Raw genomic sequence first — 14,389 nt, forward strand, 5'->3', positions numbered from 1 at the left:
CGAACGCAAGTCCAAGCACCCTTACGTAAGGGTTTGAGACAAAGATCGGCGCTGCGGCGGCGCCCGGACCTCCCACGACACGAATAATCTGTGTCCATGGTCACGTCGCACGTTCTCACGTGGGAAGTCACTGGGAGCCAGGGATACGAGACGGCGTGGGTGGAACTCGGGCCTTCGGACCTGCGGGCCCGGGGCCGCGCCGTCGGCATGGTGCCCGAGCCGTACTGGATCTCGTACGAGCTGGAGACCGACACCGGCCTCGTGACCCGCGAACTGCGGGTCACGGTCGAGTCCGCCGACGGGGTGCGGGCCTTGGGGCTGAAGCGGGACGGCGACGGCGTGTGGCGGGCGGACGGGGAGCCGCTGCCCGGGCTCGACGGCGCGCTCGACTGTGATCTGGCGCTGTGCCCGCTCACCAACACCATGCCGGTGCTGCGTCATGGACTGCACGCCGCAGCGGGTGAGCAGAGCCTGGTGATGGCGTGGGTGTCGCTACCCGATCTCACCGTGCACGCCTCGCCGCAGACCTACACCCACCTCGGCGCCTCGGAGCACGGCGCGCGGGTCCGGTTCGTCTCGGAGGGCTTCCGCCGCGACGTGGAGTTCGACGCGGACGGATTCGTCGTGGACTACCCCGGACTGGCGTACCGCACGAGCGCGCGTCAGAGCGAACGCAGTACCCACGACCAGGTGTAGGTGCCGGCCCCCACGAGGTACGGCGGCAGGGTGTCGGGCCCGCAGGAGGCCGTGCCGAGGCCGCGATGGGCCGCGTCGATGCGAACCACGGGGCAGGACCGCGGCACCAGCTCGTCGTGGTGGGCGGCTTCGGCGAGGTCCTGGTCCCGGTAGCGCCCCACTCCCACCTGCCGTGGGCTGTCCAGCCGGACCGCGAGGCCCTGCCCGCCGTCCGCGGGCCGCAGGGTGAAACCGCGGACGCCGTGGCGGCCTCCGCTCTCCTGGGGCCGCAGGTACGGGGTGAACAGCGCGTCGACGTCCGCGCCGTACCGCCCGACCGGAGCCGAGCAGCGGTCGGGGTAGGACTCCCAGGGGCCCTGCCCGTACCACTCGATCCGGTCCAGCCCCGCGACCGTCTCGAAGACCGAGCCGACGCGGGCTACGTCGGACAGGCCGTCCGGCAGCACCGCCCGCTCCTCGATGAGCAGCCCGTCCCGGACCGGCGTGAGGATCTGCTCGTGCACGACGGTCCCGGCACCGGTGTCGTACGCCGAGCGCACCGACACCTTCGCGCCCGCACCGCTCACCGACAGCGGCTTGCGGACCAGGGTGTTCAGGCCGAGTTCGCGCCACAGGTCCGCGGCTCCGCCGAGCAGATCGTTGTCGGTCGGCGCGCGCCACAGGTTCAGCGTGGGTGGTGCGGTGAGCAGGGGGTGCAGGAGCAGCCCGTCGTCGTCGACCTCGATGCGACCGGGCGCGGGGGTGGTGGCCGTGGCGAATGGTGCGCGCTCGCGGAGCCGGATCTGGGGGGTGCAGATCTCGGTACCGCGCGCCGCCCAGGGTTCGTCGCCGGCCGTGGTGACCCGCAGCGTCAGCCAGGTCTCCCCGCCCTCGGCGGGCAGCGCGGCCATCAGTTCGGGCGGCACAGGGAGTTCGGCGGAGCAGCCGGGCAGCACGGCCGGCAGCGCGGCCGGAGCGTTCGACCCGCCCGCGTCCTCGCAGGACAGCAGCCACTCCCCCGTCAGCCAGGACAGGTCGCGGAAGTGCTGGTGGTTGTGGACGGTGACCGTGCGGCCGTCGTACGACAGCCGTACGGGCGCGGCGAGTTCGCGGTGCTCGTACATCGCCGGCTTGGGCGTGCGGTCGGGGAAGAGCAGCCCGTCCGCACAGAAGGCGCCGTCGTTCGGGGTGTCGCCGAAGTCGCCGCCGTACGCCCAGCGGTGGCCCTCGCCCGCCACCCCGTCCGCGTACGCACCGGCCCCGGCCCGTCCGGCGGGGCGGCCGTCGGACAGACGCTGGAGGATGCCGTGGTCCCACAGCTCCCAGATGAAGCCGCCCTGGAGGCCGGGCGTGGTCTCGATGGCGGCCCAGTGGTCGGCGAGGGTGCCGTTGCTGTTGCCCATGGCGTGCGAGTACTCGCACAGGATCAGCGGTTTGGTCTGGGTGCCGGAGCGCGCGTGCGCGACGATCTCGTCGAGCGAGGCGTACATGGGGCAGACGATGTCGCCGGCGATCCCGGTCGACGACCAGTCCGTCTTGGCGGCTCCCTCGTACTGGAGAGGGCGCGTGGGGTCGTGGCGGCGCAGCCAGCCGGCGGCGGCGTCGTGGTTGGCACCGTAGTCGCTCTCGTTGCCGAGGGACCAGACGACGACGCTCGGATGGTTCCTGTCGCGCAGCACCATGCGGGAGACACGGTCGACGAAGGCGGGCAGATAGCGCGGGTCGTCGGCGATCTCGTGGGCGTGGTCGTGGCTCTCGATGTCGGCCTCGTCCACGACGTACAGGCCGAGTTCGTCGGCGAGGTCGAGCAGCGCGGGGTCGTTCGGGTAGTGGGAGGTGCGTACCGCGTTGAAGCCGAAGCGCTTCACCGTCGTCAGGTCGGCGCGCATCTCCTCCACGGTGAGGGTGCGGCCGGTGAGCGGATGGAAGTCGTGGCGGTTGACTCCGCGGATGAACACGCGCTCGCCGTTGATGAGCAGGTCGCGGCCGCGGATCTCGATGTCGCGGAAGCCGACGCGGTGCTGCGAGCGGTCGGCGACGGTGCCGTCGGCCCGGTGGAGCCGCACGGTCAGCCGGTGGAGTTCGGGTGTCTCGGCCGACCACGGGCGTACGCCGGTGACCGTGGCGCTCAGCCGCGCCTCGCCGAGGAATTCCGAGACGCGCTCGTCGTTGCGGTTCGCCGCGTCGAAGGCGGTGTCCTGGGCGAGTTCACCCCAGCCCTCCAGCTCCCCGCTGACGAACCAGCCCCGTGGCAGCGCTCCGCCGCTCCGGCGCACCTGGCAGTCGACCCGCAGCGCGCCGTCGCGGCCGGCCCGTACCGCCACGTCGGCGAGGTACAGCGGATCGGTGGCGTAGAGCAGGACGGAGCGGGTGATGCCGCCGTGCCACCACTGGTCCTGGTCCTCGATGTGGGAGCTGTCGGACCACTTCACGACGGTGAGCCGCAGGGTGTTGCGCTCCCCGGGGCGCACCACGTCGGTGAGGTCGAACTCGCTCGCCAGGTGGGAGTCCTTGCCGATACCGACGGCCTGTCCGTCGACCTCGACGATCAGCACACTCTCCGCGGCACCGACCTGGAGGACGATCCTGCGGCCCGCCCAGTCGGCGGGAATGTCGATGTCACGCTCGTGGACGCCGGTGGGGTTGGCCGCGGGCGACGCGGGCGGATGGTGCGGCCACGGCATCGTCACATTGGTGTAGTGGGGCAGATCGGGCCCGCCGGCGTCCTGCATGGTCCAGGCGCCGGGGACCTCCAGGGTCGCCCAGTGGTCGGCCGGCGGGGCGTCGGGGGCGGGCAGCAACTGGAAGCGCCAGGTGCCGTCGAGGCCGATGCTGCCGGGGCGGCGGTCCACGGCGTGCATCGGCAGCCGGCGCCAGGAGGTGATCTCGGGCGATTCCCACGGACGGAGCGGCAGCATCAGCGGATGGCTCCCTTGGCCAGGTCGGCGATCATCTGTCGGGCACCGATCAGGAAGATGATGAGCAGCGGGATCAGCGCGAGGACCGCACCGGCCATGACCATGCCGTAGTCGGTGTTGCCGTGCACGCTGTTGAGCTGGGACAGGGCGACCTGGAGGGTCACGTTGTCGGGGTTGACGAGGGAGATCAGTGGCCACGCGTAGTCGTTCCACTGTGACATGAAGGTGAAGATGCCGAGGAAGGCGAGTCCCGGCCGCACCACCGGCAGTGCCACGTGCCAGTACTGGCGCAGGAATCCGCAGCCGTCCAGCCGGGAGGCGTCCATCAGTTCGTCGTGGATCGCTCCCTTCATGTACTGGCGCATCCAGAAGATGCCGAAGGCGTTGGCGGCGGCGGGGACGACGAGTGCGGTCAGCGACCCGATCCAGCCCAGCTTCGCCATGATGACGAACTGCGGGATGGCCTGGAGCTGGGCCGGCACCATGAAGATGCCCATCATGATCACGAACAGCGCCCGGCGGCCGGGGAAGGCGAACTTGGCGAAGACGAAGGCGGCCAGTGAGTCGAAGAACAGCACCAGCACGGTCACGGATCCGGCGACGATCAGCGAGTTGAGCATCGAGCCGAAGAAGTCGATGTTGTCGAAGAGGTTGCGGACGTTCTCGGCGAAGTGCGAACCGGGCAGCAGTTTCGGCGGGTACTGGAAGATCTCGCTGGACGTGTGCGTCGACATGACGATCGCCCAGTAGAACGGCAGCAGCGAGAGGATCACGCCGATGAGCAGTGATCCGTGGAGGGCGACTCCCGAGGCGCGGGCGCCCTTGGCGGCCTTGTCGCGGTGCACGGCGGGCCCCTCCTACTTTTCCCTGCGCGCGACCAGGCGCCAGTTGACGATCGAGAAGATGACGACGACGAGGAAGATGCCCCAGGCGACGGCGGCGCCGTAGCCGAAGTCGTTGTTGTCGAAACTCTGCTGGAAGAAGTAGAGGACCATCGTCTGGCCCGCGTTGTCGGGGCCGCCCGCGAAGGTCGAGGTGTTGGACGTGGTGGACAGCAGCACCTGCGGCTCGGAGAAGGACTGGAGTCCGGTGACGGTGGAGACGACCAGGGTGAAGAGGATGACGGGGCGCATCAGCGGGACGGTGATCCGCAAGAAGGTCTGCACGGGGTTGGCACCGTCGACCCGGGCCGCCTCGTAGAGCTCGCCGGGGATGGTCTGGAGGCCCGCTAGGAAGATGATGGCGTTGTAGCCGACCCACTGCCAGCTCATCAGGGCGGCGATGGCGACCTTGATGCTCCACGGTGTCTGGAGCCAGGCGACCGGGTGCAGGCCGAGTCCCTGGAGTACGGCGTTGACGAGGCCGAAGTTGGTGGAGAAGACCGAGCCGAAGACGATGGCGACGGCCACGACCGAAGTGACGTTCGGCACGAAGAACGCGAAGCGGTAGAAACTCGTCATCCGCTTCGCGGAGTTGATCATCACGGCGACGAGCAGCGCAAGGAAGAGCATGGGGAAGGTCGCCATCGCCCAGATCACGAGGGTGTTGCCCAGCGCGTTCCAGAACTGCGTGTCGGAGAGCAGATAGCGGTACTGGGCGAGGCCGGCGAACTCCATGGAGCCGAGGCCGTCCCAGCGGTGGAACGAGAGGTACAGCGAGAAGCCGACGGGGATCAGGCCGAACGCCAGGAAGATCAGGTAGAACGGCGATATCGCGGCATACAGCCGCCAGTGCCGGAGCACCGAGCGGGCCTTGGAGCGCGGCGGCCGCTCGGGCGGGGTACGCCGCCTCGCGGTCGTCCGGTCGAGGGCGGTCGCGGTGGTCACACGCTCACCCCCAGGTGGTCGGCTGTGCGGCGGCAGGTCTTCATGGCGTCCTTCCAGGCCCGCTTCGGATCCTTGCCCGCCTGCGAGACACGGGTCAGTTCGTCCCTGATGGGCTGGCCCAGGGCCACGTCGTACGGGCTGTTGTAGGCGACGGGGATCTTCTCGGCGGCCGGTCCGAAGACGTCGACCGTGCGCTGGCCGCCGAAGAAGGGGTCGGGGTCGAGCATCGCCTTCTGCCGGTACGACGCCGGGGTGGAGGGGAAGAGGCCGGCGTCGACGAAGCCCCGCGTCTGGTTGTCGGCCCCGAGGAGCCAGGTGATGATCTCGAAGGCCTGCTCGCGCTCGCGGCACGCCCGGGTGATGGACAGGAACGAGCCGCCGTCGTTGGCGGGCCCGCCGGGCATCTGGGCGACGCGCCATGTCCCTTTGGTCTTCGGCAGGTTGAGCTTCAGGTCGCCGCCGACCCAGGAGGCGCCGAGCTGGTCGGGCAGCAGTCCCTTCTCGGTGGCGGCGATGGCGTCGGGGGTGCCGGAGAGCATCGGGGAGACGAGGCCGCGGCGGCGGGCTTCGAGCGCCAGGTCCCAGGCGCGGCGGACATGTTCCCCGTCGCCGATGAAGTGGCGGTTCTCGTCGACGAAGCGCCGGGTGCCCTGGCCGATCGCGTAGTTGTACACGGCGATGATGTCGACGACCCAGTACGCGCCCTCGATCTTCTTCTGCAGCGTCTCGCCGGTCGCGAAGTACTCCTCCCAGGTCGAGGTCCGGGCGGACACCTCGGCGGGGTCGGTGGGCAGTCCGGCCGCCTCGAAGGTGTCGGCGCGGTAGAACTGCCCGACGGGCCCGGCGTCGATCGGGAAGCCGATCAGGCGGCCGTCGGGCGCGGTGCCGGCGTCCCATTTCCAGGGCAGGTACTGGTCCTTGAACGTCTCGGCGCCGAGGGTGCGCAGGTCCACGAACTGGTCGGCGTTCGGGAGGTAGGACGCCATGTCCTCGCCCCGCAGGCCCGCGATGTCGGGGATGTATGCCTGCCCGGTCATCGTGGTCATCAGCTTGGAGCGGTAGTAGCCGCCGATCCGGACGGGCTTGAGCGAGACGTCGGTGAAGCGGCGCTCGGCGTCGGCCACGACCTTCTCGCTCAGTCCTCCGGACCAGTACCAGAGGGTCATGGTGCGGCCGGTGGAGCCGCGGGGGACGGCGCAGCCTGCCGCGGTGGAGCCGAGCGCGGCGGCGGCCGTGGAGGCCAGCCCTGCGCGCAGCAGCCCTCTTCGGGAGAGGTGCACTGCTCCTACCGCCTTTCGGGGTCGGTGTGTCCGGACGGATGCTCAGCGGGGGGTGCCGGGGGCTTCGTGCGGGGCAGGGCCGGGGTCGGCGGGCAGCCGGTCGGCCAGGAAGGCGTAGTCGCGCGAGAGCCCGGGGGTGTGCGCACCGGTGGTGTGCCACCAGTGGGCGATGCCGTGCCAGCCGGGGGCGGCGTGCGCGCCGGTGTGCCGCTGGACGGAGAGGCCCGCGGCGAGGGTGGCGAAGCGCAGCCGGTCGGCGAGCGGCCAGCCGCCGAGGCTCGCGGCGACGAAGCTCGCCCCGAAGACGTCGCCGGCTCCGGTGGCGTCGATGGCAACGATGTCGAGGGCCGGGACCTCGGCGTACTCCCCGGTGAGCTGGTCGACTGCGAGCGCGCCTTCGCGTCCGCGGGTGATCACGGCGACGGGGGTCAGGTCGGCGAGCGCACCGAGCGCGGCGGCCGGGCTGCCGGTGCGGGTGTAGCTCATGGCCTCGGTGTCGTTGGGCAGGAAGGCGTGGCACAGGGAGAGCCGTTCCAGCAGCTCGCCGGACCACTGTTCGCTGGGGTCCCAGCCGATGTCGGCGAAGAGCAGGGTGCCGGAGGCGGCGGCCTTGCCGAGCCACTCCTGGGGTTCGGCCGCGAGGTGCACGAGGGCCGTACGGGCGGGCGGCGGGTCGGGCAGCAGCTGGTCCTGGGTGTAGGGGGGCGGTGTGCCGTGGGTGACCAGGGCGCGGTCGTGGCCGTGGGCGAGGGAGACGGTGACCGGTGTGTCCCAACCCTCGGCCGTATGGGAGCCGGTGAGGTCGACGCCCTCCTGTCCGGCGAGGATCTCCCTGAGCTGTCTGCCGTAGAGGTCGTCGCCGAAGACGGTGGCGAGCGAGGTGGTGAGGCCGTAGCGGGCGGCCGCCACGGCGAGGTTGGCGATCCCGCCCGGGCCGCAGCCCATGCCGCGGGTCCAGATCTCCTCCCCCGGAGTGGGCGGCTTGCCGAGTCCGGTGAGCACGATGTCGTGGAAGAGCAGGCCGGTCAGCAGGACATCGACCCTCGGCTCCTCATCCACGGGCCCGCCCTCTCGTCAAAGACCTGCAAGCTGTGCACAGGATCGTGCGCCCGATGAACAGAATTGGCAAGAGTCGAGCATGAAGATGCATGGAAATGCTTGAGATTGACGAGTAGCGTGCCCGGTGTGCTGGCTGAGCGACGACATCAACTCATCCTGCGGGCCCTGAGATCAGGCGGCCCCGCAGCCGTAACCGACCTGTCCGAGCAGCTGGGCGTGAGCGCCGCCACCGTCCGGCGGGACCTGGTCAAGCTGGAGGAGGAGGGTCTGCTCACCCGCGTCCACGGCGGGGCCGCCGTGGACGAGGGCGATCAGCCCTTCGCCGAGGTCGCGGAGATCCGGGTGCCGGAGAAGGACGCCATAGCGGTCCGCGCGGCCGCGCTGATCGAGGACGGGCAGTCCGTGCTCCTCGACATCGGCACCACGGCCTACCGTCTGGCCCGGCAGTTGCGCGGCCGCCGGCTCACCGTGATCACCAGCAATCTGGTGGTGTACGAGGAGCTGGCCGACGACACCGGCATCGAGCTGATACTGCTCGGCGGCATGGTCCGCCGGGAGTACCGCTCCCTGGTCGGCTTCCTCACCGAGGACAATCTGCGCCAGCTGCACGCGGACTGGCTCTTCCTCGGCACGAGCGGCATCCGCCCGAACGGCCACGTCATGGACACCACCGTCGTCGAGGTCCCGGTCAAGCGGGCGATGATCGCGGCCGCCGACACGGTGGTCCTGCTGGCCGACGCGGGCAAGTTCCCCGGCACCGGCATGGCCAGGGTGTGCGGCCCGGACGCACTCGACACCGTGGTGACCAACGCCCCCGCGGATCCGGCGACCGGCGCCGCCTTCGACGAGGCAGGAGTGAAGGTGGTGGAGGTATGAGGCTCACGATCCTCGGCGGTGGGGGCTTCCGTCTGCCGCTCGTCTACGGCGCCCTGCTCGGCGACCACGCCGCGGGCCGGGTCACCGATGTCGTCCTGCACGACCTGGACGCGGGCAGGCTCACCGCCATCGCGCGGGTTCTGGCCGATCAGGCGGCCGCAGTGCCGGACGCACCACGGGTCACCGTCACCACGGACCTCGACGAGGCGCTGCGCGGGGCCGACTTCGTCTTCTCCGCCATCCGGGTCGGCGGCCTGGAGGGCCGCGCCGCCGACGAACGCATCGCCCTCGCCGAGGGAGTCCTCGGCCAGGAGACCGTCGGAGCCGGCGGCATCGCGTACGGCCTGCGGACGGTTCCGGTGGCCCTCGACATCGCGCGCCGGGTGGCGAGGCTCGCGCCGGACGCCTGGGTCATCAACTTCACCAACCCGGCGGGGCTGGTCACCGAGGCCATGGCCCGTCATCTGGGCGACCGGGTCATCGGCATCTGCGACTCACCGGTGGGCCTCGGCAGACGTGTGGCGCGCGCCCTGGGCGCCGACCCGGACACCGCCTGGATCGACTACGTCGGCCTCAATCACCTCGGGTGGCTGCGCGGACTGCGCATCGAGGGCCGCGACGAGCTGCCCCGGCTGCTCGCCGACACCGAGCTGCTCGGCTCCTTCGAGGAGGGCAAGCTCTTCGGCCCCGACTGGCTCCAGTCCCTCGGCGCGATCCCCAACGAGTATCTGCACTACTACTACTTCAACCGCGAGGCGGTGCGCGCGTACCAGGAGGCGCGGCAGACCCGCGGTGCGTTCCTGCACGAGCAACAGGCCCGTTTCTACGCGGAGATGGAACGCCCGGACGCGCCCGCCCTGGAGACCTGGGACCGTACGCGCGCCGAACGCGAGGCGACGTACATGGCGCACAACCGCGAGGCCGCCGGGGCAGGTGAGCGGGACGCGAGCGATCTGGAGTCGGGCGGCTACGAGCAGGTGGCGCTCGCCCTGATGCGGGCCATCGCGCACAACCAGGGCACCACGCTGATCCTCAACGTCCGCAACCGGACGACCCTGTCCGTGCTGGACGCGGACGCCGTCGTCGAAGTCCCCTGCTTCGTCGACGCGAACGGCGCGCATCCGGTCTCGGTCAGTCCACTGCCCGCCCACGCCACGGGTCTTGTCCTCTCGGTCAAGGCGGTGGAACGTGAAGTGCTGGCCGCGGCCGACAGCGGGTCACGGGCGGCTGCCGTCAAAGCCTTCGCCCTGCATCCCCTGGTCGACTCCGTGACCGTCGCCCGCCGTCTCGTCGACGGATACACCGGCGCCCATCCCGCACTCGCGTATCTGACGTAGGAGCCGTACATGCACGACGAACGCCGCCGTATCGAGGAACGTGTCGAGCGGATCCTGGAGCAGCGCATCCGGCCCGCCGTCCATGCCGACGCGGTGCCCTTCGCGATCGAGGCCTGGCAGGCGCCGGGTGAGCCGGTGCCGTTCGAGGAGGCCGCGGCCCAGTCGTACGAACCGTTCGTGACGGGCACTCCGTGGGGTCCGCCCTGGGGCACCACCTGGTTCCGGGTGCGCGGCGAGGTCCCGGCCCACTGGGCCGGCCGCCGGGTCGAGTCCGTCTTCGACCTGGGCTTCGTCGGCGACTGGCCGGGCAACCAGGCGGAAGCGCTGGTGCACACGGTGGACGGCACCCCGCTGAAGGCGGTCAACCCGCAGAACCAGTACGTCCCAGTGGCGCACCCGGCCGCCGGCGGCGAACGGGTCGACTACCTCATCGAGGCCGCCTCCAACCCGGACATCCTGGCCGACGACTTCCGCGGCCCGACCCCGCTCGGCGATCCGGCCACCGCGGGCCGTGCGCCGCTCTACACCTTCGCCCGCGCGGACCTCGCCGTACTCGACGAGAACGTCTGGCACCTCTCCCTCGATCTCCAGGTGCTGCGCGAGCTGATGCTGGAGCTCGGAGAACACGAACCGCGCCGCCACGAGATCATGCACGCCCTCGACCGCGCGCTCGACGCGCTGGACCTGGACGACATCCCGGGCTCGGCGGCGGACGTACGGGAGCTGTTGCGGCCGGTCCTCGCACGGCCGGCGCACGCGAGCGCGCACACGATGTCGGCGGTCGGACACGCCCATATCGACAGCGCCTGGCTGTGGCCGATCCGCGAGACCAAGCGCAAGGCGTCGCGCACGTTCTCCAATGTGACGGCGCTGGCGGAGGAGTACGAGGAATTCGTCTTCGCCTGCTCACAGGCACAGCAGTACGCCTGGGTACGCGAGAATTACCCGCGGGTGTGGGAGCGCATCAAGAAGGCCGTCGCCGACGGACAGTGGGCGCCGGTCGGCGGCATGTGGGTGGAGTCGGACGGCAATCTCCCCGGCGGCGAGGCCATCGCACGCCAACTCGTGCACGGCAAGCGGTTCTTCATGGAGCATTTCGGCATCGAGACCAAGGGCGTGTGGCTGCCGGACTCGTTCGGCTACAACGCGGCCTATCCGCAGCTCGCGAAGCTCGCCGGCAACGAATGGTTCCTCACCCAGAAGCTGTCGTGGAACCAGACCAACAAGCTGCCCCACCACACCTTCTGGTGGGAGGGCATCGACGGCTCGCGGATCTTCACGCACTTCCCGCCGGTGGACACCTACAACGCCGAGTTCTCGGGCAAGGAGATGGCCCACGCGGTCCGCAACTACCAGGACAAGGGCGGCGGTACGCGCTCGCTCGCGCCGTTCGGGCACGGCGACGGCGGTGGTGGCCCCACCCGGGAGATGATGGAGCGTGCCCGGCGGCTCGCCGACCTCGAGGGTTCGGCCAAGGTGCGCGTCGAGCACCCGGACGCCTTCTTCGAGGCGGCCCGGGCCGAATACCCGGACGCCCCCGTGTGGTCGGGCGAGCTCTACCTGGAGCTGCACCGCGCCACGTACACCTCGCAGGCTCGCACCAAGCAGGGCAACCGCCGCAGTGAACACCGGCTGCGCGAGGCGGAGTTGTGGGCGACGGCCGCAGCGCTGCGGATCCCCGGCTACGACTATCCGTACAAGTGGCTGGACCGGCTGTGGAAGACGGTCCTGCTGCACCAGTTCCACGACATCCTGCCCGGCTCGTCGATCGCCTGGGTGCACCGCGAGGCGGAGGCGGAGTACGCGCGGGTCGCCGGGGAGCTGGAGGCGCTGACCTCCGAGGCCCTGGCCGCGCTGGGCGAGGGAGCACCACAGGTGTTCAACACCAGCCCGCTGAACCGCGCCGAGGTGGTACGGACCCCGGACGGCGGCCTGACGTACACCGAGGTGCCCGGCAGCGGAAGTGCCGCGCTGGGGACGGGCACGGCTCCGCGGCCGGTCACGACGACGGACCGGGTGCTCGACAACGGTCTGGTGCGGGTCGAGTTCGCGGCCGACGGCACGCTCGCCTCCGTACGCGATCTGGTGGCGGGCCGTGAGGTGCTGGCCGCGCCGGGCAATCTGCTGCGGCTGCACAGCGATCTGCCCAACTACTGGGACGCCTGGGACATCGACAAGCATTACCAGAACCGCTTCACCGATCTGCTCGACGCCGAGTCGGTCACGGTCGTGGAGTCGGGGCCGCTGCTCGGCGCGGTACGGATCGAGCGGGCCTTCGGCAAAGGATCCCGTATCACCCAGACGGTGACGGTCCGGGCCGGGAGCCGGCGGATCGACGTGGAGACCGACATCGACTGGCACGAGGCCGAGAAGATCCTCAAGGCGGCCTTCCCCGTCGACGTCCGTGCCGACCGGTCCACGGCGGAGATCCAGTTCGGGCACGTGCACCGGCCCACTCACACCAACACCAGCTGGGAGGCAGCCCGCTTCGAGGTCTACGGGCACCGCTGGGTGCATGTCGCGGAGCCCGGCTACGGCGTCGCCGTGATCAACGACTCCACCTACGGGCACGACGTCTCGCGGACCACCCGCGAGGACGGCGGCACGACGACCACGGTCCGCCTCAGTCTGGTCCGCGCGCCGCGCGTCCCGGACCCCGAGGCCGACCAGGGGCGCCACCGCTTCACTTACGCCCTGCTGCCCGGGGCGACGGTGCAGGACGCGATCGCGGAGGGGTACGCGCTGAATCTGCCGCTGCGGGTGGCCGAGGCGGGCCCCGTCGCTCCGCTGGTGACCAGTGACAATCCTGCCGTCACGGTGGAGGCGGTCAAGCTCGCCGACGACCGCTCGGGCGATGTCGTGGTGCGGCTCTACGAGAGCCTCGGCGGGCGGGCACACGCGACGCTGCGCACCGGATTCCCCCTCGCCGGGGCGCAGGTGAACGACCTGCTGGAGCGGCCCCTGGCCGGGGAGGCGGTGTCCTGCGACGGGGAGGCGGTGACGCTGACCCTGCGGCCGTTCCAGATCCTGACGCTGCGGCTCGCCCGCGCCTGAGGAATCCGTCCTCGTCCGCACCTTTTCTCGCCCGGGAAGGTGCGGACGAGGGGGCTCATCCGGGAAGGTGCGGACGAGGGGCCCCGGCTGACGCGGGCCTCACTCGGCGCGCGGCTCCGGGGCCTTCTCCGGGTCGTCGAAGGAGGCGAGGTAGCTGGCGGCCATGTCCTTCTCCCCCAGGCCCCGGTCGACCAGCCGCACGAAGCGCTCAGCCCCGGCGCGTGCGACATCCATCGCGACCCCGCGCCGCTCGCCCGCCTCGACGATGAGGCGGGCGTCCTTCAGCGCGTTGTCGACGCTGAAGCTGGGGGTGTAGTCGCCGGCCAGGATCGTCTCGGTCTTCAGGCGCAGATACCCGTTGTCCAGCGGCCCTCCGGACACGCTGTCGAGGAAGGCCCGGGGATCCACGCCGAGGCCGTGGGCCAGGGCGATCGCCTCGGCGGTGGCGTGGTTGAGAGCGGCGACCCAGCTGTTCAGGACCAGCTTGAGCTTGCTGGCCGCACCGGCGGAGCCGTCCTCGCCGACCCAGGTGGTGCGCCCTCCGATGGCGTCGAAGACGGCAGCGAGCGCCGCGCGAGCCCTGTCCGGACCGGCCGCGAGCACGACGAGTTCGCCCGCTTCCGCCGGCTGCTTGGTGCCGAGTACGGGGGCGTCGACGAAGGTCAGTCCGTGCTCACGTGCGAAGTCGGCCAGCTCCGCCGTGGCGGCGTCCCCGACCGTGGCCGACTGGGCCCACACCGTGCCCGGGGCGAGACCGTCGGCCGCTTCCCGCATGGCCGCGAGCACCCGCGGGCCGTCGTTGAGCACGGTGAGCACCACGTCGGCGCCCCGAACGGCGTCGGCCGGCGAGTCGGCGCAGTACGCCCCGTCGGCGACGAGGGCCTCCGCCTTGGCCCGGGTGCGGTTCCAGGCACGGACGGCCAGCCCGCCGCGGAGCAGGTTCCGCGCCATGGCGGCACCCATGATCCCGGTGCCGAGCACCGCGACCGTCGTGGGTGCGCCGCCGCCGTGCGGGGCGCCTTGAGCTGAGGGCATGGTCACGCACATCGCCTTCCGTCGTCGGGGGGTTCGACGGTGCGAGGGTAACCAAGGAACAGCCGGTGCCGCGGTGACGACGCGTCAGCAGCGCGGGCAGCGTGGCCGTTTCTGCCTGTGCGGCCACCTGTCCGCGGCCCGCCCCCGACGGAGGCTCATCCGCGCCGCACTGACACCGGTCCGCGGAGAGCTGGGGAGTCCTGCCGTGGTCCGAGGACGGAGCAGTATCGGCCCCGACCGGTGCCTGTTCGAGGACAGCCAGGACCGGCCCGATCCGCGGGCGTACGTCCACCGGCTCACTCGGCGATGGCCGCCGCGGGCTGATCACC

At 71.0% G+C, this 14,389-nt stretch carries 10 protein-coding genes; 4 read left to right on the forward strand and 6 right to left on the reverse strand.

Annotation, left to right across the window (positions count from 1 at the left end):
- Nucleotides 1-96 precede the first annotated feature (96 nt).
- Nucleotides 97-696 carry a putative glycolipid-binding domain-containing protein gene (locus ABTX78_RS01460; RefSeq protein WP_352204765.1) on the forward strand — a complete coding sequence of 200 codons (600 nt, stop codon included), beginning with the start codon at nucleotides 97-99 and terminating at the stop codon, nucleotides 694-696.
- Here ABTX78_RS01460 and ABTX78_RS01465 read toward each other — a convergent pair.
- Genes ABTX78_RS01465 through ABTX78_RS01485 form a run of 5 tightly spaced genes read right to left on the reverse strand, consistent with a single transcriptional unit; the run spans nucleotide 663 to nucleotide 7,758 of the window.
- Nucleotides 663-3,593 (reverse strand): glycoside hydrolase family 2 TIM barrel-domain containing protein, encoded by a 2,931-nt coding sequence (locus ABTX78_RS01465; RefSeq protein ID WP_352204766.1) that lies wholly within the window; start codon nucleotides 3,591-3,593, stop codon nucleotides 663-665. The two genes, ABTX78_RS01460 and ABTX78_RS01465, sit on opposite strands and share 34 nt — an antisense overlap.
- On the reverse strand, nucleotides 3,593-4,438 hold the full coding sequence (locus ABTX78_RS01470; RefSeq protein WP_352204767.1) for a carbohydrate ABC transporter permease: 846 nt from the start codon (nucleotides 4,436-4,438) through the stop codon (nucleotides 3,593-3,595). Before ABTX78_RS01470 ends, ABTX78_RS01465 begins: the two co-directional genes overlap by 1 nt.
- 12 nt (nucleotides 4,439-4,450) lie before the next feature.
- Nucleotides 4,451-5,419, reverse strand: a complete 969-nt coding sequence (locus tag ABTX78_RS01475; protein ID WP_352204768.1) for a carbohydrate ABC transporter permease — start codon at nucleotides 5,417-5,419, stop codon at nucleotides 4,451-4,453.
- Nucleotides 5,416-6,699, reverse strand: a complete 1,284-nt coding sequence (locus ABTX78_RS01480) for an ABC transporter substrate-binding protein (RefSeq protein WP_352204769.1) — start codon at nucleotides 6,697-6,699, stop codon at nucleotides 5,416-5,418. The genes ABTX78_RS01475 and ABTX78_RS01480 overlap by 4 nt, the downstream gene beginning before the upstream one ends.
- A gap of 42 nt (nucleotides 6,700-6,741) precedes the next feature.
- Nucleotides 6,742-7,758 (reverse strand): PfkB family carbohydrate kinase, encoded by a 1,017-nt coding sequence (locus ABTX78_RS01485; protein ID WP_352204770.1) that lies wholly within the window; start codon nucleotides 7,756-7,758, stop codon nucleotides 6,742-6,744.
- 63 nt (nucleotides 7,759-7,821) lie between these two features.
- On the opposite strand from ABTX78_RS01485, the gene ABTX78_RS01490 reads away from it, so the two are divergent.
- The 3 genes from ABTX78_RS01490 to ABTX78_RS01500 are packed head-to-tail and all read left to right on the forward strand — an operon-like array spanning nucleotide 7,822 to nucleotide 13,025.
- Nucleotides 7,822-8,634: a DeoR/GlpR family DNA-binding transcription regulator gene (locus ABTX78_RS01490; RefSeq protein WP_352204771.1), complete on the forward strand. Its 813-nt coding sequence runs from the start codon at nucleotides 7,822-7,824 to the stop codon at nucleotides 8,632-8,634.
- Complete coding sequence (locus tag ABTX78_RS01495) at nucleotides 8,631-9,971, forward strand: 6-phospho-beta-glucosidase (RefSeq protein ID WP_352204772.1); 1,341 nt, start codon at nucleotides 8,631-8,633, stop codon at nucleotides 9,969-9,971. Before ABTX78_RS01490 ends, ABTX78_RS01495 begins: the two co-directional genes overlap by 4 nt.
- Nucleotides 9,972-9,980: 9 nt before the next feature.
- On the forward strand, nucleotides 9,981-13,025 hold the full coding sequence (locus ABTX78_RS01500) for an alpha-mannosidase (RefSeq protein WP_352204773.1): 3,045 nt from the start codon (nucleotides 9,981-9,983) through the stop codon (nucleotides 13,023-13,025).
- Between the two features lie 99 nt (nucleotides 13,026-13,124).
- Here ABTX78_RS01500 and ABTX78_RS01505 read toward each other — a convergent pair whose 3' ends face one another.
- A complete protein-coding gene (locus ABTX78_RS01505; protein WP_352204774.1) occupies nucleotides 13,125-14,060 on the reverse strand; it encodes an NAD(P)-dependent oxidoreductase in 936 nt (311 codons plus the stop codon).
- Nucleotides 14,061-14,389 lie beyond the last annotated feature (329 nt).

This window comes from Streptomyces sp. NPDC096193 (assembly GCF_040302905.1).
Lineage (GTDB): Bacteria > Actinomycetota > Actinomycetes > Streptomycetales > Streptomycetaceae > Streptomyces.